This window comes from Streptomyces sp. NPDC050674, assembly GCF_040654575.1.
GTDB lineage: Bacteria > Actinomycetota > Actinomycetes > Streptomycetales > Streptomycetaceae > Streptomyces.
This window is the reverse complement of record NZ_JBFAIG010000018.1, coordinates 142,752-166,527: the sequence shown is the minus strand read 5'-3', so window position 1 is coordinate 166,527 and position 23,776 is coordinate 142,752. Positions and strand designations below refer to the sequence as shown.

The following is a 23,776-nucleotide window of genomic DNA, read 5'->3' as shown; positions in this document are numbered from 1 at the left end:
CAGTGCGCGGGTCTCGACGATGTGCTGCTCAGTGCACGGTCTCGGCGATGTGCTGCGTGCCGATCCGCTTGCGGAACACCCAGTACGTCCAACCCTGGTAGAGCAGGACGACCGGGGTGGCGATCCCGGCGCACCAGGTCATGATCTTCAGCGTGTACGGGCTGGACGAGGCGTTGTTGACCGTCAGGCTCCAGTCCGGGTTCAGCGTCGACGGCATGACGTTCGGGAACAGCGTCAGGAAGAGCATGGCGACCGTGGCCACGATGGTGAGCCCCGACAGGGCGAACGCCCAGCCCTCACGCCCGGCCCGCGCCGCGACCAGGGCCACGAGAAGCGACACCACGGCCAGGACCGCCGCGACGAGCGACGACCCGTCACCCCGGTCGGCCTGCGTCCACAGCAGGAAGACGAGCGCCAGCAGGGCGGTCACCAGTCCGACGCGCAGCGCCAGCCTCCGCGCCCGCTCGCGGATCTCCCCGACGGTCTTGAGCCCGACGAACACCGTGCCGTGGAAGGTGAACAGCGCCAGCGTCACCAGGCCGCCCAGCAGCGCGTACGGGTTGAGCAGGTCCAGGACGCCACCGGCGTAGTTGAAGTCCCGGTCGATCTTCACGCCCCGCACGATGTTGGCGAAGGCCACGCCCCAGAGGAAGGCGGGCAGCAGCGAGGCCCAGAAGATCGCCGTCTCCCAGTTGCGCTGCCAGTTCTCCTCGGGCCGCTTCACGCGGTACTCGAAGGCCACACCCCGGACGATCAGGCAGACCAGGATGAGCAGCAGGGGCAGGTAGAAGCCGGAGAAGAGCGTGGCGTACCACTCGGGGAAGGCGGCGAAGGTCGCGCCGCCCGCCGAGAGCAGCCACACCTCGTTGCCGTCCCAGACCGGGCCGATGGTGTTGATCAGCACCCGCTTCTCGGGCCGGTTGCGGGCGAGCAGCTTGGTGAGCACGCCGACCCCGAAGTCGAAGCCCTCCAGAAAGAAGTAGCCGGTCCACAGGACGGCGATCAAAACGAACCAGACGTCGTGCAGTTCCATGACGGTGCAGCTCCCTCGGCCTAGTACGAGAAGGCCATCGGCTTGTCGGCGTCCCGGGAGTCGCCGCCGATCTTCGTGGGCGGGTTGAGGTCGGCCTCGGTGAGCTCCGGCGGGCCCGCCTTGACGTACTTGACCAGCAGCTTGACCTCGACGACGGCGAGGATGGCGTACAGCGTGGTGAAGACGACCATCGAGGTGATGACCTCGGCCTGGGAGACGCCGGGGGAGACCGCGTCACGGGTCTGGAACAGGCCGTAGACGACCCACGGCTGGCGGCCCATCTCGGTGAAGATCCAGCCCCAGGAGCTGGCGATCAGCGGGAAGCCCAGGGTGAGGATGGCGATGCGCCAGTACCACTTGGTGAGGGTCGGACCGAGCGCCTTCCTCGGCAGCAGCACGAGATGCGGTACTTCGTCGTCGCCCACCCTCAGGTGCCGCGGCAGCATGAACTTCTTGCGGGTCAGCCACAGTCCGGCCAGGCCGATGGCGAAGGACGTCATACCGAAGCCGATCATCCACCGGAAGCCCCAGTAGGCGACGGGGATGTTGGGGCGGTAGTCGCCGGGGCCGTACTTCTCCTGTTCGGCCTTGTTGACGTCGTTGATGCCGGGCACGTACGAGGTGAAGTCGTCCTTCGCGAGGAAGGACAGCAGGCCGGGGATCTCGATGGCGACCTTGTTGTGGCCCTTGTCGACGTCGCCGATGGCGAAGACGGAGAAGGGCGCCGGCTTCTCGCCGTCCCACAGCGCCTCGGCAGCGGCCATCTTCATCGGCTGCTGCTGGTACATGATCTTACCGAGCACGTCACCGCTGATCGCGGTGAGGAGACCGCCGATGACGACGGTGACGAGGCCCAGCCGCAGCGAGGTCTTCATCACGGGGACGTGCTTCTTGCGGACCAGGTGGAAGGCGGCGATGCCCACCATGAAGGCGCCGCCCGTCAGGAAGGCCGCGGTGAGCGTGTGGAAGACCTGGGCGAGCGCGGTGTTCTGAGTCAGCACCAGCCAGAAGTCGGTGAGCTCGGCCCGGCCCTTCTCCCCGTTGATCCGGTACCCGACCGGGTGCTGCATCCAGGAGTTGGCCGCGAGGATGAAGTAGGCCGAGAGGATCGTGCCGATGGAGACCATCCATATACAGGCCAGGTGGATCTTCTTGGGCAGCTTGTCCCAGCCGAAGATCCACAGGCCTATGAAGGTCGACTCGAAGAAGAAGGCGATCAGAGCCTCGAAGGCCAGCGGCGCACCGAAGACGTCACCGACGAAGCGTGAGTAGTCCGACCAGTTCATCCCGAACTGGAACTCCTGCACGATGCCGGTGACCACACCCATCGCGATGTTGATCAGGAAGAGCTTCCCCCAGAACTTCGTCGCCTGGAGGTACTTCTCCTTCTCCGTCCGCACCCAGGCCGTCTGCAAACCGGCCGTGAGCGCGGCCAGCGAGATCGTCAGGGGGACGAACAGAAAGTGGTAGACGGTGGTGATGCCGAACTGCCATCGCGCCAGGGTCTCCGGCGCCAGAGCCAGGTCCACGTCGCCGCTCCTTACCTACGCTTGTGAAAGCGTTCACATTCACAAGCCATTATGCAGCACGTGCTTTCGAGCGCTGGAGGGGACCCCCTGTCTCCCCCGTCACAGTCGACCTCTTGGCCGGAACTTCAACATATTGTTGAATCAACGGCATGCAGACACCGACGTCACGACAGATACGGATCTCATGGCCGGCGGGGCATCTCACCGCCACGCTCGACGACACCCCGACCAGCCGGGCCCTCGTCGAGGCGCTACCTCTCGTCTCCACCGCCCGCACCTGGGGCGAGGAGGTGTACTTCGACACCGGGGTGTCGGTTTCACGTGAAACGGGAGCCCGGGAGGTCGTCGAACCCGGCACGGTCGCCTTCTGGACCGATGGCGACGCTCTCGCTCTCCCCTACGGGCCCACGCCCATCTCGCAGGGCGACGAGTGCCGCCTCGCAAGCCCGAGCAATGTCCTGGGCCGCCTCGACGGCGACCCCCGGCTGCTCGCGACCGTGCGGGACGGCGACCCCGTGCGCGTGGAACTCCTGGACGTCTGACCCGGCGCGCGAAGCGCTACAGCTCCTTGCGGAACCCTTCCGCCACCTTCAGGAAGATGTCGTTCGCCTCGGCTTCCCCGACCGTCACCCGCACACCCTCTCCCGGGAACGGCCGGATGACCACGCCGGCCTGGTCGCACACCTCCGCGAACGGGACCGTGCGCTCCCCCAGCCGCAGCCACACGAAGTTGGCCTGGGTCTCGGGCACCGTCCAGCCCTGAGAGCGCAGTCCGTCGACCACGCGGGTGCGCTCACACACCAGCGAGCCGACCCGGCCGAACAGTTCGTCCTCGGCCCGCAGTGAGGCGATCGCCGCCTCCTGCGCGAGCTGGCTGACACCGAACGGCACCGCCGTCTTGCGCAGCGCCGCGGCCACCGGCTCGTGCGCGATGGCGAACCCGACGCGCAGGCCGGCGAGACCGTAAGCCTTGGAGAAGGTCCGCAGGACGCAGACGTTGGGCCGGTCGCGGTAGAGCTCGACGCCGTCCGGCACCTCGGGGTCGCGGATGAACTCGCGGTACGCCTCGTCGAGGACCACCAGCACGTCACTGGGCACCCGGTCGAGGAAGCGCTCCAGCTCGGCTCGCCGCACCACCGTGCCGGTCGGGTTGTTGGGATTGCAGACGAAGATCAGCCGCGTCCGGTCGGTGATCGCGTCGGCCATCGCGTCGAGGTCGTGCACATCGCCGGGCGTCAGCGGCACCTGCACCGAGGTCGCGCCGCTGATCTGCGTGATGATCGGGTACGCCTCGAAGGACCGCCAGGCGTAGATCACCTCGTCGCCCGGGCCGGAGGTGGCCTGGATCAGCTGCTGGGCGACACCGACCGAACCGGTACCGGTGGCCAGGTGGGTGAGAGGCACGCCGAAGCGCTCGGACAACTCGTTCATCAGCGCCGTACAGGCCATGTCCGGGTAGCGGTTGAAGGCGCCCGCCGCCGCCGTCACCGCCTCCATCACGCCGGGCAGCGGCGGATACGGGTTCTCGTTGGAGGACAGCTTGTAGGCCACCGGCCCACCGGCCGCGGCGGGCTTGCCCGGCTTGTAGGTGGGGATCCCCTCCAGCTCGGCGCGCAGCTTGGGGCTCGTCTCGCTCACCGCAGTCCTCCTCGTGAAGACCGGCGGCCCATGACCGCCGCCGTCATCCAATACTCCTCACCTTATGAGGATTCGGCGCCGCTGCGTATAGCCACGACCGACCGGTCGGCCCCGGCCCCGTCCGTCACACCGGCATCAGGGGCATCGGCGCACCAAGGCGTACGAATCCGGGGGCGCGCCGTACATATATCTATGCGCCGGTGGTGCACGCCGTGGCGCGCATCCCCCGTGCAGGTGAGTTGAGACCTCTTCGCAACATCGACCACGTGACAGGCCCGTGTGCGCCACCACGTCACGTATTGGCATGGAAGCGCTCAACACCCTTGCTATCACAGGCAATTGGCGCCTGATGATCATGCAGAAACGTGCCTGTCAACGCGTGCATATGCGTCCGCACTACCCCACCGCATGAGCCCTACTATCGGCTCGCCATGACAGCAGCAGGGAAGCACCAGGTGAGCCGCGCGGAAACCTCACGGCGAGGCAGTCGGCCGGGTCGGGCCGGAATCAGAGACGTGGCCGCGGCCGCCGGGGTCTCGATCACGACTGTCTCCGACGCCCTCAACGGCAAGGGTCGACTCCCGGACGCCACCCGGCGCCACGTCCGGGAAGTCGCCGACCGGCTGGGGTACCGGCCCTCGGCCGCCGCCCGGACCCTCCGTACCGGCAAGTCGGGCCTCATCGGCCTGACCGTGACCACGTACGGGGATGAACCTTTCACCTTCACCGAGTTCGCGTACTTCGCCGAGATGGCGCGGGCCGCCACCTCCGCCGCGCTCGCCCGCGGCTACGCCCTCGTCATCCTGCCCGCGACCTCCCGCCACGACGTGTGGTCGAACGTCGCCCTGGACGGCACCGTCGTCATCGACCCCTCCGACCAGGACCCGGTCGTCAGCGAGCTCGTCCGGCAGGGTCTGCCGGTCGTCTCCGACGGTCGTCCGGCCGGCTCGCTGCCGGTCACGGCATGGGTCGACAACGACCACGAGGCCGCCGTCCTCGGCATCCTCGACCACCTGGCCGACGCCGGTGCCCGCCGCATCGGCCTGCTGACCGGCACCACGACGGACACGTACACCCACCTGTCGACCACCGCCTACCTGCGCTGGTGCGAGCGGGTCGGCCAGGACCCGGTGTACGAGGCCTACCCGGCGCACGATCCGTGCGCGGGCGCCGTCGCCGCCGACCGGCTCCTCGCCCGTCCCGACCGGCCCGACGCGGTCTACGGGCTGTTCGACCCGAACGGCACCGACCTGCTCGCCGCCGCCCGCCGCTACGGCCTGCGCGTCCCCGACGACCTGCTGCTGGTCTGCTGCAGCGAGTCCACGGTGTACGCCAACACCGAACCGCCCATCACCACACTGTCCCTGAAACCGCGCCGCATCGGCACGGCGGTGGTGCAGCTCCTCATCGACGCCATCGAGGGAGTGGACTCCGACCATCCGGTGGAGCAGGTGATACCGACGGAGCTGATCGTGCGCACGTCGTCCCAGCGGCGCTCCCCGCGCACGACGGTCAGCCCGCCGCGATCACCCGAGGAGACGTAGGTCCCCAGCGGACTTCCCGCGGCGGACATCCCCCGGCGCGCGCCGCACGGCGGATGTCGCACAGCGGGCAAAGGGAGGGTCGTCCTCCTGGGGAGAAACGGGGCCGGTCCCCCGGAGAGAAGGGATCGTTCTCGCGAAGAGAAGAAGGGCGAGGACGGTCACACGGTGGTCAAAGCCCGGCGCAATCGGGGCGAAAGCCGCGGTGAACTGGACTCTTGCTCTGATTCACCACCCCTGGGTCATCACATGGCGCGATCCGCATTCCTATGATGGGCCCACGACATCCGCGGGCCGCTACGACCAGGCAGTCCGATGCGGTGCAATGCGGCGCGATGGTGGAGGGGTCGATGACTCAGGGGGCCGGTCAGGGACCCGAGGTGGAGCGGACGGCGACGTTGCGCGACTTCCGGGTGCCCGCGTACGTCCACGAGACCGGTCCGTACGTCCACAGCGTTCACCCCGGCGAGGTCGCCCCGCCGCACGAAGAGGCCTATCCCGAGGGATACACGCCGACCCAGCGCGACCTTCCCGTCGTCAACCGGGGTGACACTGTCCAGGTGACCGTGGATCCCGAGACCGCCGCCGCCCCGCAGCCCAGCACCGGGCAGGGCCCGCTGTACGTCGTGGGTGACGTGCACGGCTACCTCGACCAGCTGGTGTCGGCCCTCCAGGAGAAGGGCCTGCTCGACGCCGCCGGCAACTGGTGCGCGGGCACCGCCCGGCTGTGGTTCCTGGGCGACTTCACCGACCGCGGCCCGGACGGCATCGGCGTCATCGACCTGGTGATGCGGCTGTCCGCCGAGGCCGCAGCGGCCGGCGGCTACTGCAAGGCGCTCATGGGCAACCACGAGCTGCTGCTGCTGGGCGCCAAGCGGTTCGGCGACACCCCCGTCAACTCCGGCGCGGGCACCGCCACCTTCCAGGCGGCCTGGCTGCTCAACGGCGGCCAGAAGACCGACATGGACCGCCTCCAGGACCACCACCTGCAGTGGATGTCCCGGCTGGACGCCGTGGAGGAGGTCGACGGCCACCTGCTCGTGCACTCCGACACCACCGCCTACCTCGACTACGGCCGCTCCATCGAAGAGGTCAACGACACCGTCCGCGAGACGATCACCCGCAATGACGCGGACGAGGTCTGGGACCTGTTCCGCAAGTTCACCAAGCGGTTCTCCTTCCGCGACGAGGGCGGCGCGGACGCCGTGCGCACCCTACTCGACACGTACGGGGGCACCCGCATCGTTCACGGGCACAGCCCGATCCCGTATCTGCTGGGCGAAGTCGGTGCCGAGGAGGACGAGGACAACGGCGACCCGGTCATCGAGGGACCGCACGTGTACGCCGACGGACTCGCCATCGCGATGGACGGCGGCGTGACCATGGCCGGAAAGCTGCTGGTCCAGCAACTGCCGCTGGACACGTGAACGTTCACCGGGACAGTGCTCCCGGTGGGAGGACGGGCCCGGTGAGGGGCCAATTTCGGTAAACCCCCTGTCACCGCACACCGTCACCGCTCTACCATCGGCTTATCCGTAGCAGGCTCCCCTCCGTTTCTGCCCGACGGCTCGTCAGCATGCCGAGCCCCAAGCCCTACGGAGCATCGGGGGATGCACATGAACAGCGTTCCGCAGCACCTGCTGAACGAGGACCGCCAGGAGTACGAGCGGATCCTCGATGAGGCGCTGCGCTCCGCACCACACCGTCCCGAACTGGCCGCTGTCGGTCAGCGGCTCAACCCCGAACAGCTGCGCACCATGGCGTTGAACGCCACCGCGCTCATCACGGCGGCCGCCTCGACCGAATACCAGTACTACGTCAAGGTCCGCGACGAACTGCGGCAGCCGGCGTCCGCCGCGCCGGCCGTCCAGGAGTCCGGTTCCGCCGAGCCGGGCGCGGGCGCGTCGGGTTTCGCCGCCACCATGGGGGTCGCCGAGGCCTCCGGTGCGGGCGCCGTCGCCGTCGTCGCCGTCCTCGCACCCGTCCTGGCCGGAACCGCTGCGGCGATCTTCCTGCTCGTCGGTTACATCCTGCGGATGCTCGACCCCGGGCAGGGGTTCGCCCGGACCATGCTCACCACGGGCTGGGTGTTCGGCGCCGTGACCGCGGTCGCGATCCTCGTCGCCGGGGTGGGACTGCTGCTCACCGCCCTGCGCAACAAGCCCACGGCCGAGAGCGGGCCGTACGGCGAGCTGCGCAGAGAGGTCGCCCAGGCCAAGGAGGCCTGGCGCGAGGCGCTGCTGGAACGCGGCGTCCTGCCGTTCCTGCGGGAAGCGCTCGTCGACCCGGGCGCGACCGCCGCGCTGCACCCCGCTCCGTCGCCCGCCCCGGTCAGCCGCATGCCACACCTCGGCTACGACCGCCCGGGGTTCAGCAGCCCGGACGACGGCGACCGCGGCTCACGCCCCAGCTTCAGCAGCCCGGACTACACCAGCCCGGACTTCGGAGGACCGGAGCACCAGCCGGAGTAACCGTCGGATCCCGTCCGAGCAGGCGCCTCCCACAGGCCGGGGGCCATGGGTCCCCGGGGCTGTGCGCGGCCGGGGCTGTGCGCGGGCGGTCAGTCCGCGATCGGCAGGTACACGCGGTTGCCGCTCGCCGCGAACTCCTTCGACTTCAGAGCCATGCCCTCCTCGATCTCGGTCCGTGAACCGCCGTGTTCACGACGGATGTCCTGGGAGATCTTCATGCTGCAGAACTTGGGACCGCACATCGAGCAGAAGTGAGCCGTCTTGGCCGGCTCGGCGGGCAGGGTCTCGTCGTGGAACTCCCGCGCCGTGTCCGGGTCGAGGGCCAGGTTGAACTGGTCCTCCCACCGGAACTCGAAACGGGCGTCGGACAGCGCGTCGTCCCACTCCTGCGCGCCCGGGTGTCCCTTGGCGAGGTCGGCCGCATGGGCGGCGATCTTGTAGGTGATCACACCGGTCTTGACGTCGTCGCGGTTCGGCAGGCCCAGGTGTTCCTTGGGGGTGACGTAGCACAGCATCGCCGTGCCCCACCAGGCGATCATCGCGGCGCCGATGCCGGAGGTGATGTGGTCGTACGCCGGGGCGACGTCCGTGGTCAGCGGGCCGAGCGTATAGAACGGAGCCTCATCGCAGATCTCCTGCTGAAGGTCGATGTTCTCCTTGATCTTGTGCATCGGGACGTGGCCCGGGCCCTCGATCATGGTCTGAACGTTGAAACGCTTCGCGATCCGGTTGAGTTCCCCGAGCGTGCGCAGCTCCGCGAACTGCGCCTCGTCGTTGGCGTCGGCGATCGAGCCGGGCCTGAGGCCGTCGCCGAGCGAGTAGGTGACGTCGTACGCGGCGAGGATCTCGCAGAGCTCCTCGAAGTTCTCGTACAGGAACGACTCCTTGTGGTGCGCGAGGCACCAGGCGGCCATGATCGAGCCGCCACGGGAGACGATGCCGGTCTTGCGGTTCGCCGTCAGCGGCACGTACGCCAGGCGCACACCCGCGTGGACCGTCATGTAGTCCACGCCTTGCTCAGCCTGTTCGATGACCGTGTCCTTGTAGATCTCCCAGGTCAGCTCCTCGGCCCGGCCGTCGACCTTCTCCAGCGCCTGGTAGAGCGGCACGGTGCCGATGGGGACGGGGGAGTTGCGCAGCACCCACTCGCGCGTGGTGTGGATGTTGCGGCCGGTGGAGAGGTCCATGACCGTGTCGGCGCCCCAGCGGGTCGCCCAGGTCATCTTCTCGACCTCCTCCTCGATGGAGGAGGTGACGGCCGAGTTGCCGATGTTGGCGTTGACCTTCACCAGGAATCGCTTGCCGATGATCATCGGCTCGATCTCCGGGTGGTTGACGTTGGCCGGCAGCACGGCCCGGCCGGCGGCGATCTCGTCGCGCACGACCTCGGGCGCCACGTTCTCCCGGATGGCCACGTACTCCATCTCGGGCGTGATCTCACCGCGGCGGGCGTACGCGAGTTGTGTGACCGCCTGCCCCTCCCGACCACGGCGCGGTTGGCGCGGGCGCCCTGGGAAGACGGCGTCCAGGTTGCGGAGGCCGCCGCGGGGCGAGGTGTGCTTGATGCCGTCGTCCTCCGGACGGACGGGGCGGCCCGCGTACTCCTCGGTGTCGCCGCGGGCGATGATCCAGTTCTCGCGCAGCGGCGGCAGTCCCCTGCGGACGTCGGTGTCAACGTGCGGGTCGGTGTACGGGCCCGATGTGTCGTACAACGTGACCGACTGGCCGTTGGTGAGGTGCACCTGACGGACCGGCACGCGCAGGTCGGGGCGGGTGCCCTCGACGTACGCCTTGTGCCAGCCGATGGACTTCCCGGCCTCCTCGGACGTCTCGTCCTGAACGGAGGCAGGCGTGCGTGTGTCCTTGCTGGTCATGAGACCTACTCCCTACGCCGGCATTACCCGGTAACAGGTTCGGCGGTCGACGCAGCGGCTTCCGTCCGGCGATGTTTCGTGTGAAACATCACTCGACTCCGGCGATGTTTCATGTGAAACATCGCCGGGACGGAGGTCAGCGCCCTCTCAGCCCGGTGCTCCGAGCTCCCGCGTGTACAAAAGGTGCCTCCACGCTAGCGGCAATTCTGGCGCGGTGAACAGAGGGCCCCCCTCGTTCTTGCGATGATCGGTCGGTGACCACGACGCAGCGTCCTCCCTTCCCACCGCCCGAACCGCCCCGCGGATCCGGCGCCGGAAACGGCAACGGCCGTGGTGACGGCCACGATGTCACCGCGGGTTCCGGCCGAGGCCCGGCGCGGAGACAAGCCCAGGGCCCCGGGCCTCGATACGGGAGCGGCGGCACTGCCGGCTCCGGGGACGGCGGCGAGCGTGGTCCCGGCTCGGACCGTGGGTACGGGTCGGGTCCGGGTGGCGGGTACGGCTCGGAGTCCGGCAGGCAGTACCGCTCGGATTCCGGCAGTGGGTACGGCTCGGGTTCCGGCAATGGGTACGGCTCGGAGTCCGGTGATCGGCGTGGCGCGGTGTCCGGCCATGAGTACGGCTCCGGGCCGGGGCGCGAGTACGGAGGCCCTCCTGGGGGTGCATACGGTTCCGGCTCCGGCGGTGCGTACGGTTCCCGTTCCGGCGGTGAATACGGGCCGGACTCCGGTGGAGGCCAGGGCGGTACGGGTTCCTCCGGTGGCGGGCGCGGTGGTCCCAACGGTGGGCAGGGCCCCGGTGGCGGGCACGGACCCGGCGGAGGCGACGGGCACGGGCACGGCGGTGACGACGGGCATGACGGGCACGGCTCCGCACCGGGCGGGGGACACGGCCACTCGCATCATCACGGCCCGGCCACGCCCGTCTCGCTGCATCTGCGCAGAGTCATCGCGGCGGTACTGATCCCCTTTGGCGTGGCGGTGCTGGTCGGTCTCGTCGTGCTGTGGCCGGGCGGCGCCCCGGCGCACGAGCGCACCGGCGTCGGCTTCGACCGGCAGACGCAGGACGCCACGGTCACCAAGGTGGTCGAGGTGAGCTGCAAGGAGGCGGGCGCCTCGGGGGTCCCGCCGACCGGCGACACCTCCACCGCGGAGGGTTCCTCGGCGGTGCAGGAGGAGAAGGGCGCCTGCAAGCGGGCGACGATCCGGGTCGACACTGGCGACGACAAGGGCCGTACGTTCACCGAGATCGTCCAGCCGGACCAGTCCCGCCAGTTGCACGAGGGCCAGGAGGTCGTGGTCGCCTACGAACCCTCGGCCCCCAAGGACTTGCAGTACTCGGTCACCGACATCAACCGCCGTGTGCCCCTGGGGCTGCTCGCCGGCATCTTCGCGATCGCCGTCGTGATCGTCGGGCGGCTGCGCGGTGTCATGGCCCTGGTGGCGCTGGCCATGAGCTTCCTGGTGCTGAACTTCTTCATCCTGCCCGCGATCCTCCAGGGCTCGAACCCGCTGGTCGTGGCGGTGGTGGGCGCGAGCGCCATCATGCTCATCGCCCTGTACCTGTGTCACGGCCTGTCCGCCAGAACGTCGGTGGCGGTGCTCGGCACCCTCATCTCGCTGTTGCTGATCGGCGTTCTCGGCTCGGTGTTCATCGACTGGGCCGCGCTCACCGGCAACACCGACGACAACACCGGCCTGATCCACGGCCTCTACCCGACGATCGACATGAGCGGTCTGCTGCTGGCCGGCATCATCATCGGCTCGCTGGGCGTGCTCGACGACGTGACCGTCACGCAGACCTCCGCGGTCTGGGAGCTGCACGAGGCCAACCCCTCGATGGGCTGGCGCGGGCTCTACCGCGCGGGCATCAGGATCGGCCGCGACCACATCGCCTCGGTCGTCAACACGCTCGTCCTCGCCTATGCGGGTGCGGCGCTGCCGTTGCTGCTGCTGTTCTCGATCGCGCAGAGCAGTGTGGGGACGGTCGCCAACAGCGAGCTGGTGGCGGAGGAGATCGTGCGTACGCTGGTCGGCTCGATCGGCCTGGTCGCCTCGGTGCCGGTCACCACGGCTCTGGCGGCGCTGGTCGTCTCGGCCGACCGCCCCCATGCGGAGTCCGCCGCGGAGACCTCTCCGGTCCCGGCGCGCGGGGGGAAGGGCCGGCGCCGCAAGCGCTGACGCGTCCGTGTCGTCGCCGAGGCCTGTGCAGGGCGTGGGGTGCGGCGGAGGAAGAGTTTCGTGGTCGGGCTGCTCCGCTGTGCGGCCCCCGGCACCCTGCGCGCGGTATGCCTTGAGCGCCTCGGCCTCGGGGCCGCCTCAGCCCCCGTCCCGGACCTCGGGGACACTCGGCGTCCCGCACGACAGCGGCCTCGCAGGCACCTGGCACACCCCTCGCCCGGCAGCGTCCGCATTTCCGCCGTCCCGGCCGCGCCGCGCACCGTCGCGAGAGGATCGCCCGGTCATAGGAAGATCGCAGGAAGAAGCGTTCCTGCACAGTTCGGCGGCATCCGGTGAAGCGTTCCTCCACCGTGCCGCCGAGCCCATGTCTCAACCAGCGCCCTGCTCGGCGAGGATGCGGTCCAGGGCCTCGTCCAAGTGCGCGTCGAAATCGGCGAGCGAGCCCTCCTGGCCCAGCGGCACCAACTTGTCCGTACGGTCGAGAAAAGCGACGAGTGGTGCCGTCGAAGACCGGAACAACGCCTGGTCACTGCCCACCTGAAGCCGGATCAACACCTCGCCCAGCGCATCGGGTTCGACGGGCGTGACCCGCACATCGCCCTCCCCGCACGGCCGGCCCACACCGTCGATCAGCAACTCCCGCCCGAAAGCCCACGTGACCGGGGCATCACCGGGCAAGTGGAACGTCAGCCGGACGGCATAGGGATCACTGGACTCATAGCGCAGCTCCACCGGGATGCGGAAGGAGAGCTCCTCGGACACGAGAAAGCTCATCATGACCTCTGCTTGTACGGACTCGCGCATCGATAACCCCGTCATTCGCCGTGACTGGCCGGGAACGAACCTCTGACACTTGGTGGAATCTTGCTGAACGTACACAGCAGATCACAAGGAGTGAGTTTTCACATACTGATAGAGAGCGCCAGCGAGCCGAGCGACCGCCCGATCTCCACCTGCAACTGCCCGGCCACAGGCAGCAGTCGGTCGGCCTGGTGTGCGGGGAGTGAGATGGCCATCGTCGCTGCCGTGGTGCCGATCGTCAGCGGGATCGCGGCGCAGACCGCGCCCAGCGCGTACTCCTGACGTTCGATCACCGGCTCCATACGCCGGATCCGCTCCAGACGACGGAGCAGACTGTGGTTGTCGCGCACGGTGTACGGCGTGAGGGGCTGCACCGGGTAGCGGTCGAGGTGGTCCCGGCGCGCGTCCTCGTCCAGCTGGGACAACAGGCACTGCCCGATGGCGTGCGCGTGCCCGGTCTCCCGGAAGTCGGCCCATTCCTCGACGGCGGGGTTGCCGGGGGTGTCGGAGACGCACATGACCTCGATCTCGCCCTCGCGGTACACCGCGTAGTACACGGGCACACCCAGGACGTCCCGCCAGTGCGCGAGCGCGTCGACGATCGTGCTGCGACGTTTCTGCCGCGCTCCGCTGCTGCTCAGCCGCTCGGCGGCCTCACCGAGGAAGAACAGGCCCTTGTCCCGGCGCAGATAGCCCTCGTGCACGAGTGTGCGCAGCAGATGATAGGTCGTCGGCAGCGCCAAACCCGTCTCACGGGCCAGCTGCTTGGCCGGGGCGCCGTACTCGTGCACGGCGACGGTCTCCAGCAGGCGCATCGCGCGCTGCACGGATCCGATGAGCGTCGGCGGAGGGGCCGGTGCCGGCGCGGCGGGCGCCCTGGGTACCGACGAGCGGGGTTGTGCGGGGACGGCGTGGAGGTGGACGGGGGCGGTGTCAGCCGGGACCAAGGGGCTCTCCCGAAGCGCGGGGGGCAGACCGTGCGGAGGGGCACGGGTGGGGGTGAAGGCCGCTCGCGGGGAAGTCCCCGCGTCGAGTTCCGGACTCTATTCGTCTGCCACCGCGCGCAGACCGCCCCGCCGGGAAACTTCCCCCGCCCGAGGGAACCGGTGATTCCAGGCGTTTCCCACTACCCCCACCGGTTTCCCACCGGTCTCACCAGTCGCTGCGCGACGAGGAGCTCGCCGTGAACTTCCGTACGACGTAGATCAGTCCGCCGACCAGCGCCACGAAGACCAGCACCTTGAAGAGCAGTCCGATGACGAAGCCGACCACGCTGGCGATCAGCCCGCCGAACACGACCAGGGCGATGACCGGCACCGCGATCCACTTCACCCACCACGGCAGTCCCGTGAAGATCTCTCGCATCGCCCTCGTCCTTACCTCTCCACCCGTTCGAGTGCCGGGTCGTGTCGGTCCTGCCGGATCTCGGATCTCCGATGTCCTGCACTCGATGCTAGGTGCGGGCAGGGGCGAACGGGGGCCTCGCACCCCTTGTCCTCCCCTGACCGGTCCCCTAGGGAACCCTGACGCCGTCCGTCATTTCTCGGGCGGAGAGAAGACCACCAGCACCCTCAGGTCCTCGGTGATGTGGTGGAACTTGTGGGCGACGCCCGCCGGCACGTAGACCACGCTCCCGCGCGCCACCTGGGTCGTCTCCAGGCCGACGGTGATCGCGGCACGGCCGCTCACAATGAAGTAGACCTCGTCCTGATTGTGCGGCTTCTGTGGATCCTGCTCGCCCGCGTCGAGGGCGTACAGGCCGACCGACATGTTCCGCTCCCGCAGAAACTGCAGGTAGGCGCCCTCGTTGGCGGCGCGCTCCGCCTCCAGTTCATCCAGCCGAAATGCCTTCATCGCCTTGCCCGCCCCTGCCTCTTGTGCCCGTGTCCGATCAGGTCTGCCACGATCAGACACATGAAGAATTTCGTAGTCAAGACGATCGCCAACGCGGGCGCCCTGGCGGTCGCCGTGTGGCTGCTGGACAAGATCACCCTGACCGGTGACAGCACCGGGAAGGAGATAGGCACCCTGATCGTCGTGGCGCTGATCTTCGGCCTGGTGAACTTCCTGGTCAAGCCGGTCGTCAAGCTCCTCAGCCTGCCGCTGCTGATCCTGACGCTCGGCCTGTTCACGCTGGTCGTCAACGCGCTGATGCTGCTGCTCACCTCGTGGCTCGCGGACAAGCTGGACCTGAGCTTCCACGTGGAGGGCTTCTGGACGGCCGTCGTGGGCGGCCTGATCATCTCGGTGGTCTCCTGGGCGCTGCACGTCCTGCTGCCCGACGGGGACTGAGCGGGCATGACGTACCGGGTCTGCTTCGTCTGCACGGGAAACATCTGCCGTTCCCCGATGGCCGAGACCGTCTTCCGCGCGCGGGTGGCGGAGGCGGGTCTCGACGAGCTGGTGGAGGTCGACAGCGCCGGCACGGGTGGTTGGCACGAGGGCGACGGAGCCGACCCGCGCACGGTGGCCGTCCTGGAGGACAACGGCTACTCCGGCGACCACACGGCCCGGCAGTTCCAGTCGTCCTGGTTCTCCCGCCTCGACCTGGTGATCGCCCTCGACTCCGGCCACCTCGGGGCCCTGCGCCGCCTCGCACCCACGGAGCGGGACGCGGAGAAGGTGCGGCTGCTCCGCTCGTACGACCCCGCCGCCGGTGACGATCTCGACGTACCGGACCCCTATTACGGGGGCATGGACGGCTTCGAGGAGTGCCTTGAGATGGTGGAGGCGGCGAGCACCGGGCTGCTCGCCGCAGTGCGCGAGGACGTGGAGGGACAGGCGGCATGAGCGATTCCGGGACGGATGACGCGGGCCGGATGGCGGATGACGCAAGCCGGACGGCGGCCGACGCGGGCCGGGAGGCCGGCGACACGGACCGGGTGCCCGGCGACGCGCACCAGGTGGAGCATGCCGCGAGCCGGATGACGGGAGCGGCGGGCCGGGCGACGGGAGCCGTCCACGAGGTGACGGCCGCCGTCGATGACGTGACGGCCGCCGTGGACAAGGTGACGGGCGTCGCGGAGGAGGGGGCCGGGGTCACGGACAGCGTGACGGGCGCGGCAGGCCGGGGCGCCGGGGACGGCACGCGCGCGGTGCGGGCGGGACTGCCCGAGCCGGTCAAGCACGAGCCCACCCTGCCCGGTCCCGTGTTCGCCGCCCACTTCCACCTGCCGGGCGATCCGACCGGCCCCTACACCTACGGCCGCGACGAGAACCCGACCTGGACACTGCTCGAGCGGGCGGTCGGCGAGCTGGAGGCGCCCGGTGAGGCCGGCGCCGAGACGCTCGTCTTCGCCTCGGGCATGGCCGCGGTCTCGGCGGTGCTCTTCTCCCAGCTGCGCACCGGCGACGTGTGCGTCCTGCCCGACGACGGCTACCAGGCGCTGCCGCTGGTCCGCGCTCAGCTGGAGGCCTACGGCATCGAGGTCCGCACCGCGCCGACCGGCGGCGACGCCCAGCTCGACGCCCTCGACGGCGCGAAGCTGCTGTGGATCGAGACCCCGTCGAACCCCGGGCTCGACGTGTGTGACATCAGGCGGCTCGCCGAGGCGGCCCACGCGCGGGGCGCCCTGGTGGCCGTCGACAACACCCTGGCGACGCCGCTCGGACAGCGTCCGCTGGAGCTCGGCGCCGACTTCGCGGTCGCCAGCGGCACCAAGCAGCTCACCGGTCACGGCGATGTCCTCCTGGGTTATGTCGTCGGCCGGGACGCCGCCGCCATGGGCGCCGTACGCCGCTGGCGCAAGATCGTCGGTGCGATTCCCGGACCCATGGAGGCCTGGCTCGCGCACCGTTCGATCGCGACGCTCCAGATGCGGGTCGACCGGCAGAGCGCGACGGCCCTCGCGGTCGCCGAGGCGCTGCGTGAGCGGCCCGAGGTGACGGGGTTGCGCTACCCCGGGCTCCCCGATGACCCCTCGCACGAGATCGCCGCGCGGCAGATGCGGCGCTTCGGGTGCGTGGTGTCGTTCACGCTGGCCACGCGCGCGCGTGCCGACCGTTTCCTCGACGCGCTGCGGCTGGTGGACGACGCGACGAGCTTCGGCGGGGTGCGGTCCACGGCCGAGCGGCGCGGACGCTGGGGCGGGGACGCGGTGCCGGAGGGCTTCATCCGCCTGTCGGTGGGTGCCGAGGATCCCGAGGACCTGGTGGCGGATGTACTGCGCGCCTTGGAGGTGTCGGCCGACTGACGTCCCCACGGACGGTCCGAGCCTCCCCCCTCGTGGCTCGGACCGTCCTCCGGTTCCGCGCGCAAGAACCGCGCGACCCAGGCTAGTTGACTCTCTGTCAGTGTCCAATCACCCTAGCGACAGAGACCTATCGACTTATTTATAGTTGAGCGCGGCCGGGGGCGGGAGCGGGGCCGCGGAGGGGAGTGCGCACGGTGGATCTGGCCTTGCTGCGGACCTTCGTGACCGTGCACCGAGCCGGATCCTTCACCCGTGCCGCCGCCCTGCTCGGCCTCTCCCAACCGGCCGTGACCTCACAGATACGGACACTGGAACGGCAGCTGGGCCGCCCCCTGTTCCTGCGGCAGGCCCGCGGCGTGACCCCGACGAGCATCGGCGACGAACTCGCCCACAAGGCCGCGCCCCATCTCGACGCCCTCGTGGAGATCACCGAAACCGGCCTGGACGACGATTCCTCCTTACGGACGCTGCACCTCGCAGGTCCGCCGGAGTTCACCGCCGAACGAGCTCTGCCCGCCCTCACGGAACTGACCGGCGAGGACGGTCAGGGTTTCTCCCTGCGCGCCTCCTTCGGGACCGCCGAGGAGACATTGGAAGGCCTTTCCGCCGGGCACCATGATCTCGCGATCAGCACAGCCCAGCCGCGCGGCGCCCTGCTGACGGCGACTGCGCTCTGCGACGAGGAGCACGTCCTGGTCGCCGCCCCGCAGTGGGGCGGACAGATGGGCGCCGGGCAGCCGGACCACAAGCCGATACCGGCCCTTGAGCAGGTGCCCGTGGTGGAGGTGCACGAGTCGCTGCCCTTCGTCTCCCGCTACTGGGCCTCGGTCTTCGACTCACCCGCGGTCGCCCCCGGCACTGTGATCGTCCCCGACCTGCGGGCGGTCCTGGCCTGTGTGGTGGCGGGCGCGGGCCTGGCGGTGCTGCCCCGCTATCTGTGCGCGGGGGCGCTGGAGCGGGGCGATGTCGTCGCCCTGCACGAGCCGGCGGTGCCGCCGCTGCGGACGTACTTCCTCGTGGTCCGCACCGGGACGCTCGCGATGCCCCATGTCGCACGGGCCCACGACTGGTTGCTGCGGTCCTCGGCCGACTGGTGCTGAGGCTTGGCGTGGGTGCCAGGACGCGCCTTTTGCGCGGGGGTGCGAAGGCGCTCCGACATGGAGCGAAGGCGCCCTGGCGCGGGTGCCGGGGCGCTCAGCACCACGCCTCACTCTGAGGGCCTGACCGGTCACGATCGGCGATGTTTCACGTGGAACCAGCCGGGCCACATTTCACTCATGACCGTCCGACCCGTGGTCAAGCGCACCGCCCGCGCCGTTCTGCTGGACGGTGACGACCTGATCCTGATCAAGCGCACCAAGCCGGGTGTGGATCCCTACTGGCTCACCCCCGGCGGCGGGGTCGAGCCCAGCGACTCGACTGTCGTCGACGCCCTGCACCGTGAGGTGTACGAGGAGCTCGGCGCGAAGGTCACCGATGTGGTGCCCTGCTTCGTGGACACCATGGAGCACATCGGTGAGGACGGTGGCGCGACCGGTGTGAAGGTGCAGCACTTCTTCGTCTGCCGCCTGGAGTCCATGGACCCCTCCCTGCGCCACGGCCCCGAGGTGGACCAGCCCGTCGGCGAGTACGAGATCGTGCGCGTGCCCTTCACCCGAGTCGGGATCGCGTCCGTCCATCTCGTGCCGCTGTCGCTGCGGCACTACCTGGACGGCAACATCGAGGGCGTCCTCGCCATGCACGCGCCCGACCTGGGCTGAGGCGGCTGATCAGCTTCCGGTTGCGACCAGCTCTTCCACGGAGTCGTGCCGTATGCGGTCCGACGGGATGCCGATGTCCCTCAAGGCGTCCACACCGCTGCGGATCATCCCGGGCGGGCCCGAGAGGTAGGCGTCGAACTCGCTCCACGGCCCGTAGGCACGAATTGCGTCCGGCAAGGTCCGGTGCGCCTGCTGGTCGGTGATCGCGCGGACCGAGAGCCAGGGGTGGGTCCGCTGGAGACGGAGCATGGTGTCGATGTCGTACAGGTCGTGGTCGGTGCGGGCACCGTAGAAGACCTCGACCGGCCGCCGTTCCCCGTGCTCGGCGACGTCCTCGACCAGGGCCTTGATGGGCGCGATGCCGGTGCCGCCGCCCAGGCAGAGCAGGCCGCTGTCGGTGGTGTGGTCGACAGTCATGGCCCCCGTGGGCGGTCCGAGCCGGATGATGTCGCCGGGGCGGGCTCGGTGGACCAGAGCGTTGGAGACCCAGCCGGCCGGAACGGCCTTCACATGGAACGACAGCAGTCCGTCGGAGCGGGGGGCCGAGGCGAAGGAGTAGTGCCGCCAGATCCGTGGCCACCAGGGCGTCTCCACGCTGGTGTACTGCCCGGCGAGAAAGGCATACGGCTGGTCGGGCCGGACGGTCAGGACGGCTACGTCCGGGGTCCTCGGCTCGTGCGTGACGATCTCGGCATGCCACCAGGCCGGGGCGCGCAGTTCGTCCGCGGCCGCCGCGTCGATCATGATCTGGGAGATCGTGGTGTAGGCCCGTATCCAGGCTGCCTCCATCTCCGGGCTCCAGACCCCGGCGGCGTACTTGCTCAGCGCACCGATGAGGCATTCGCCGACGGCCGGGTAGTGCTCGGCCCGCGTCCCGTACTTCCGGTGCCCCCTGCCGAGGGCTCGCAGGTAGCCGACCAGGACCTCTCTGTCGTCGATGTGTTCGGCGGCCGTGACCAGCGCTCTGAGAAGCCGGTCCCGTTGGGTGTCCATCGCGGCCGGGAACAGCGAGCGCAGGTCGGGGTGGCGGACGAAGAGCAAGGCGTAGAAGTACGACGTGACCGCATCGGAGACCGGAGCGACCTCGGCCAAGGCACGGCGGATCAGGAGGGCATCCGGGGACGCGGCTGCCGTCCGAGGCGTCGCGGCCGGTTCCGCGGACGACGTCGGTGCGTACCGCTGGAGGGGAACACCCGGTTCGGGGACGGCTGTCGGAGGCGAGGACAGAGCGGAGGGGAAGGGCGCCGGGGTGAGTGCCGTGGGTGCGGGGCCTGGAGCCGAGGCAGCGGCAGCGCTCGTGCTTCCGGACATCGAGGCACCTGATGCGGAGGCGCCGTCCTCCGGAGCTCCTGGAGCGGTCGTGGAGCTGCCCATCGGGCGTATCGCGGCCGGTCGACGCTCCTCTTCCGTCACAGGGTCACTGTCCGGCGCGGTCGTCGGGTCCTTGCGGGGGGTGAACCAGCCGCCCCCGTCGCCGGGAGCACCGTTGTCGGCCGACATGCTGGTCGGAGCGTCCATGGTGTGTCTCGCCTCGAGCATCTTCCGGTCGGTCGGCGCACTTCCTCGGCCGGAAGTCGCCTGCTTTCCCCCGCGGACGGTCTGCGTTCCCTCCTTGGCGCGGCGTATGCGGCCCCTTCGCCCTGCGCTCGGCCTACACGAAACGGGCCGGCTCGTCCCGGACGCGCATCGGAGCCGACCCTATCGGCCGCCGTTGTGCACACACCTCTCCTTCCCTCGTCACGCGTGAGGGAACGATGCGCGTCCCGCAGGGCCCCGACCTCAAGACTGCACGGCCTCGTTCACGGCCCTGTCCGGACACCCGATGTTCTTACGTGTTTCACGTGAAACATCCAGTTCCGGTCCGCGCGCCGACCGAGCGGCGACAACTGGCCAAAAGGTCGTATGTCTCCGCCGAAACGGGTGGACGCCGGGGTGCCTTGTCGGACAGCCTGACCTGCGTGCCGACTCCTTCTCTTGCCTCATTGCCCATCCGCCGTCTGACGCTCCGCGATCAAGCCGCCTGTTCCGACTTGTCCGAGGATCGGGGGTGGCTACGGGAGGAGCACAAGTGGGGGTTTCTCCTCACGGCCGGTAAGGGATACGGCATCGATGACCCCGCCGGGGGCCTCGTGAGTGCCTGTGTCGTCACCGAGTACGGGCCGCAGAACCCCGCCCTCGCCGCGATCGGCATGGTCCTGGTCGCCGGACGGCACGCCCGCAAGGGGGTGGGGCGTCGCCTGATGCGCCACGTCGTCTCCGCGATGGGCACCACGCCTGTCACCCTGCACGCGACGCCGTACGGACGCCCCCTCTACGAGGAACTCGGCTTCAAGGTCAGCGGGCGGGCCGAAATGGTCATCGGACGCTTCTCTCCCGGCGGGCCGGAGCCGACCGTGGCCACCCGTGCCGCGACCGCTGAGGACCTCACCGCCATCCTCCGGCTCGACGAGCAGGTGTTCGGCGCCGACCGGACGCACATCGTGACGCGACTGCCCGCCTTCGCGGACCAGTTGCGCGTGGCCGAGGAGGACGGGCGGATCGTCGGGTATGCGGCCGCCTGGCCCAACATGGACACTCACGTCGTCGGCCCCCTCATCGCACGCGACACATCGGTGGCCCAGGCGCTCATCTCCTCCCTCGCGGCCCACACCGACCGCCCCCTGCGCACCGACATCGATGTGCGGCACGAAGAGCTCCTCGCCTGGGTGAAGGAACGAGGTCTGGAGTCCGTCGCGTTCAACTCGGTGATGGTCCACGGGATCACCGACCTGCCCGGAGACTGGAGCCGGCGGTTCGCGCCCGTCACGGTCGCGGCGGGCTGAAGAGCTTCGTTACAACGACGCCAGCCCCCCGGGGATCGGGGACCCGGCGTCGTGGCACAGAAGGGGTCCGGTCAGGCGAGGGACTCCACGGCGGCCGTGGCGAAGCCGTGGTCCTCCTCCGGAGCACCCCCGCCGACACCGATCGCGCCGATCAGCCGGCCGTCACGGTGCACCGGGACACCGCCGGCGATGAACAGCAGCGGCCGGTCGAGCGCGGTCGGCAATGTGTGGAAGAGCCCGCCGGGCTGCACCGCCTCGACGAGATCGGCGGTGGGCGCGTTCAGCTGGAGCGCCGTGTAGGCCTTTCGGGTGCTGGTCTCACCAGAGATCAGCACGGCGCGGTCGTCCCGCCGGAAGGCGAGCAGATGGCCGCCCGCGTCCAGGACGGTGACACTGACGGTGACGCCCGCGGCCTCAGCGGCACGGTGGGCCGCGGCGACGAGGACGTCGGCGTCCTCGGTGGTCAGCGGGGCGACGGCGGTGGTGGTGCTCATGAGGGGGTTCTCCCGGAGTCTTGCTGGTGAGGCTGGGTCGTGGTGGTGGCCGGAGGAATCCGCGATCTGGTGGTTCGGTCGGCCGGGGTGATGCGGTGGGCCGGGGTGATCCGGTCGCTCAGTGGTGGACAGCGGCCCGCTGCTCGGCCGGCGCCGATCCCGTGACGACGGTGCTCGGACCACCGGCGCGGCGTTCCAGGGCGGCCGACAGGGCGGCCAGGGCCAGGGCTCCGGCGGCCAGCGCGGCACCGACCCAGTTGGGGGCGGTGTAGCCGAGACCCGCCGCGATCACGAGGCCACCCAGCCAGGCGGACAGCGCGTTGCCGAGGTTGAAGGCGCCGATGTTCACGGCGGAAGCCAGGGTCGGAGCGCCGGACGCCTGGTCGAGGACCCTCTTCTGGAGCGGCGGCACGGTGGCGAAGCCGAGGGCACCGATCAGCGCGATGGTGATCGCCGACAGCACCTTGTCGTGAGCGGTGAGGGTGAACAGCGCCAGGACGACGGCGAGGGCACCCAGCGCGATGTACAGCATGGGCATCAGGGCACGGTCGGCGAACTTGCCACCGACGAGGTTGCCGCCGACCATGCCGAGGCCGAAGAGGACCAGCAGCCAGGTGACGGACCCGTCGGCGAAACCGGCGACGTGGGTCATCATCGGCGCGATGTACGTGATCGCCGCGAAGACACCGCCGAAGCCGAGGACGGTCATGGCCATCGCGAGCAGCACCTGCACGTTCCTGAAGGCGGCCAGTTCGTGCCGAAGGCGCACGCCCTGCGCCTTCGGCAGGTCGGGGACGAGCCGGGCGATGCCGAGCAGGCCGATGACGCCGAGGGCGGCGACGATGCCGAAGGTGACCCGCCAGCCGACGGACTGCCCGACGAGCGTGCCCAGCGGAACGCCGACGACGTTGGCGACGGTCAGGCCGGTGAACATCATCGCGATGGCTCCGGCCTTCTTGTCCGGGGTGACGAGGTCGGCCGCGACGACGGAGCCGATGCCGAAGAAGGCGCCGTGCGCCAGGGAGGCGACGATCCGGCCGATCAGCATGACGGAGAAGGCCGGGGCGAGGGCCGAGAGCAGGTTGCCCGCGATGAACAGCCCCATCAGCAGCATCAGCATCCGCTTGCGCGAGATCTTGGTGCCGAGGACGGTCATCAGCGGAGCGCCGAACATGACACCGAGCGCGTAGCCGGTCACCAGGTACCCGGCCGTGGGGATGGAGACCCCGTAGTCGCTCGCGACCTCGGGCAGCAAGCCCATGATCACGAATTCGGTCGTTCCGATCCCGAAGGCCCCGATCGCGAGGGCCAGAAGCGCGAGAGGCATGGAGGGGTTACCTTCCCAGATGATTGCAGGAGCGCTTTGCGTGCGTCCACAATAGTTGCAAACGCGGGCTATCCGCAACCGCCGTCTATTGCACTCCTGCTCTATCCTGGGAG

22 protein-coding genes and 1 riboswitch are annotated in these 23,776 nt (G+C 69.6%); of the genes, 11 read left to right on the top strand and 11 right to left on the bottom strand.

The window, feature by feature from the left end; all coding sequences use genetic code 11:
- Positions 1-28: 28 nt before the first annotated feature.
- Together cydB and AB0I06_RS27390 are read right to left on the bottom strand one after the other, a co-directional pair.
- A complete protein-coding gene (gene cydB, locus AB0I06_RS27395; protein WP_363121487.1) occupies positions 29-1,033 on the bottom strand; it encodes a cytochrome d ubiquinol oxidase subunit II in 1,005 nt (334 codons plus the stop codon).
- Positions 1,034-1,053: 20 nt separating this feature from the next.
- Positions 1,054-2,562 carry a cytochrome ubiquinol oxidase subunit I gene (locus tag AB0I06_RS27390; RefSeq protein WP_363121486.1) on the bottom strand — a complete coding sequence of 503 codons (1,509 nt, stop codon included), beginning with the start codon at positions 2,560-2,562 and terminating at the stop codon, positions 1,054-1,056.
- 149 nt (positions 2,563-2,711) lie between these two features.
- Between AB0I06_RS27390 and AB0I06_RS27385 the strand changes: the two genes are divergently transcribed.
- Entirely contained in the window at positions 2,712-3,104 is a 393-nt protein-coding gene (locus AB0I06_RS27385) for a cyclophilin-like fold protein (RefSeq protein ID WP_363121485.1), read from the top strand.
- 16 nt (positions 3,105-3,120) lie between these two features.
- Here the strand turns inward: AB0I06_RS27385 and hisC are convergent, their stop codons facing one another.
- On the bottom strand, positions 3,121-4,200 hold the full coding sequence (gene hisC / locus AB0I06_RS27380) for a histidinol-phosphate transaminase (protein ID WP_363121484.1): 1,080 nt from the start codon (positions 4,198-4,200) through the stop codon (positions 3,121-3,123).
- Positions 4,201-4,631: 431 nt separating this feature from the next.
- Here hisC and AB0I06_RS27375 point away from each other — a divergent pair, with 431 nt between their 5' ends.
- The 3 genes from AB0I06_RS27375 to AB0I06_RS27365 all read left to right on the top strand — a co-directional run bounded on the left by AB0I06_RS27375 (position 4,632) and on the right by AB0I06_RS27365 (position 8,212).
- Positions 4,632-5,744 carry a LacI family DNA-binding transcriptional regulator gene (locus AB0I06_RS27375; RefSeq protein WP_363121483.1) on the top strand — a complete coding sequence of 371 codons (1,113 nt, stop codon included), beginning with the start codon at positions 4,632-4,634 and terminating at the stop codon, positions 5,742-5,744.
- Positions 5,745-6,076: 332 nt separating this feature from the next.
- Entirely contained in the window at positions 6,077-7,168 is a 1,092-nt protein-coding gene (locus tag AB0I06_RS27370; protein WP_363121482.1) for a metallophosphoesterase, read from the top strand.
- Between the two features lie 183 nt (positions 7,169-7,351).
- On the top strand, positions 7,352-8,212 hold the full coding sequence (locus AB0I06_RS27365; RefSeq protein WP_363121481.1) for a hypothetical protein: 861 nt from the start codon (positions 7,352-7,354) through the stop codon (positions 8,210-8,212).
- Between the two features lie 89 nt (positions 8,213-8,301).
- On the opposite strand, the gene thiC is transcribed toward AB0I06_RS27365, so the two are convergent.
- Positions 8,302-10,086: a phosphomethylpyrimidine synthase ThiC gene (gene thiC / locus AB0I06_RS27360; RefSeq protein WP_363121480.1), complete on the bottom strand. Its 1,785-nt coding sequence runs from the start codon at positions 10,084-10,086 to the stop codon at positions 8,302-8,304.
- A riboswitch (TPP riboswitch) is annotated at positions 10,079-10,268 on the bottom strand. Its footprint overlaps the gene before it by 8 nt.
- Before the next feature lie 420 nt (positions 10,269-10,688).
- Between thiC and AB0I06_RS27355 the strand changes: the two genes are divergently transcribed.
- Positions 10,689-12,266, top strand: a complete 1,578-nt coding sequence (locus AB0I06_RS27355) for a YibE/F family protein (protein ID WP_363121479.1) — start codon at positions 10,689-10,691, stop codon at positions 12,264-12,266.
- Between the two features lie 369 nt (positions 12,267-12,635).
- On the opposite strand, the gene AB0I06_RS27350 is transcribed toward AB0I06_RS27355, so the two are convergent.
- The 4 genes from AB0I06_RS27350 to AB0I06_RS27335 all read right to left on the bottom strand — a co-directional run bounded on the left by AB0I06_RS27350 (position 12,636) and on the right by AB0I06_RS27335 (position 14,921).
- Positions 12,636-13,070 carry an SsgA family sporulation/cell division regulator gene (locus AB0I06_RS27350; RefSeq protein ID WP_033309865.1) on the bottom strand — a complete coding sequence of 145 codons (435 nt, stop codon included), beginning with the start codon at positions 13,068-13,070 and terminating at the stop codon, positions 12,636-12,638.
- 98 nt (positions 13,071-13,168) lie between these two features.
- A complete protein-coding gene (locus AB0I06_RS27345; protein WP_363121478.1) occupies positions 13,169-13,894 on the bottom strand; it encodes an IclR family transcriptional regulator C-terminal domain-containing protein in 726 nt (241 codons plus the stop codon).
- A 325-nt stretch (positions 13,895-14,219) separates the two neighbouring features.
- A complete protein-coding gene (locus tag AB0I06_RS27340) occupies positions 14,220-14,432 on the bottom strand; it encodes a DUF5326 family protein (RefSeq protein WP_010032826.1) in 213 nt (70 codons plus the stop codon).
- A 171-nt stretch (positions 14,433-14,603) separates the two neighbouring features.
- Entirely contained in the window at positions 14,604-14,921 is a 318-nt protein-coding gene (locus tag AB0I06_RS27335; protein ID WP_363121477.1) for a cupin domain-containing protein, read from the bottom strand.
- A 60-nt stretch (positions 14,922-14,981) separates the two neighbouring features.
- Between AB0I06_RS27335 and AB0I06_RS27330 the strand changes: the two genes are divergently transcribed.
- The 5 genes from AB0I06_RS27330 (at position 14,982) to AB0I06_RS27310 (ending at position 19,020) form a co-directional block, all read left to right on the top strand.
- Positions 14,982-15,359: a phage holin family protein gene (locus AB0I06_RS27330; RefSeq protein WP_363121476.1), complete on the top strand. Its 378-nt coding sequence runs from the start codon at positions 14,982-14,984 to the stop codon at positions 15,357-15,359.
- Between the two features lie 6 nt (positions 15,360-15,365).
- Positions 15,366-15,857, top strand: coding sequence for a low molecular weight protein-tyrosine-phosphatase (locus tag AB0I06_RS27325; protein WP_363121475.1), 492 nt, complete (start codon positions 15,366-15,368; stop codon positions 15,855-15,857).
- Positions 15,854-17,260: a cystathionine gamma-lyase gene (locus AB0I06_RS27320; protein ID WP_363121474.1), complete on the top strand. Its 1,407-nt coding sequence runs from the start codon at positions 15,854-15,856 to the stop codon at positions 17,258-17,260. Before AB0I06_RS27325 ends, AB0I06_RS27320 begins: the two co-directional genes overlap by 4 nt.
- Positions 17,261-17,454: 194 nt before the next feature.
- Entirely contained in the window at positions 17,455-18,360 is a 906-nt protein-coding gene (locus AB0I06_RS27315) for a LysR family transcriptional regulator (RefSeq protein ID WP_363121473.1), read from the top strand.
- Positions 18,361-18,537: 177 nt separating this feature from the next.
- Positions 18,538-19,020: an NUDIX hydrolase gene (locus tag AB0I06_RS27310; RefSeq protein WP_363121472.1), complete on the top strand. Its 483-nt coding sequence runs from the start codon at positions 18,538-18,540 to the stop codon at positions 19,018-19,020.
- A 9-nt stretch (positions 19,021-19,029) separates the two neighbouring features.
- Here the strand turns inward: AB0I06_RS27310 and AB0I06_RS27305 are convergent, their stop codons facing one another.
- Positions 19,030-20,559, bottom strand: a complete 1,530-nt coding sequence (locus tag AB0I06_RS27305; protein WP_363121471.1) for a globin domain-containing protein — start codon at positions 20,557-20,559, stop codon at positions 19,030-19,032.
- Positions 20,560-20,978: 419 nt separating this feature from the next.
- On the opposite strand from AB0I06_RS27305, the gene AB0I06_RS27300 reads away from it, so the two are divergent.
- Entirely contained in the window at positions 20,979-21,842 is an 864-nt protein-coding gene (locus AB0I06_RS27300) for a GNAT family N-acetyltransferase (RefSeq protein ID WP_363121470.1), read from the top strand.
- Positions 21,843-21,913: 71 nt separating this feature from the next.
- On the opposite strand, the gene AB0I06_RS27295 is transcribed toward AB0I06_RS27300, so the two are convergent.
- Together AB0I06_RS27295 and AB0I06_RS27290 are read right to left on the bottom strand one after the other, a co-directional pair.
- A complete protein-coding gene (locus AB0I06_RS27295; protein WP_363121469.1) occupies positions 21,914-22,336 on the bottom strand; it encodes a heme-binding protein in 423 nt (140 codons plus the stop codon).
- Positions 22,337-22,454: 118 nt separating this feature from the next.
- Positions 22,455-23,663, bottom strand: a complete 1,209-nt coding sequence (locus tag AB0I06_RS27290; RefSeq protein WP_363121468.1) for an MFS transporter — start codon at positions 23,661-23,663, stop codon at positions 22,455-22,457.
- Positions 23,664-23,776 lie beyond the last annotated feature (113 nt).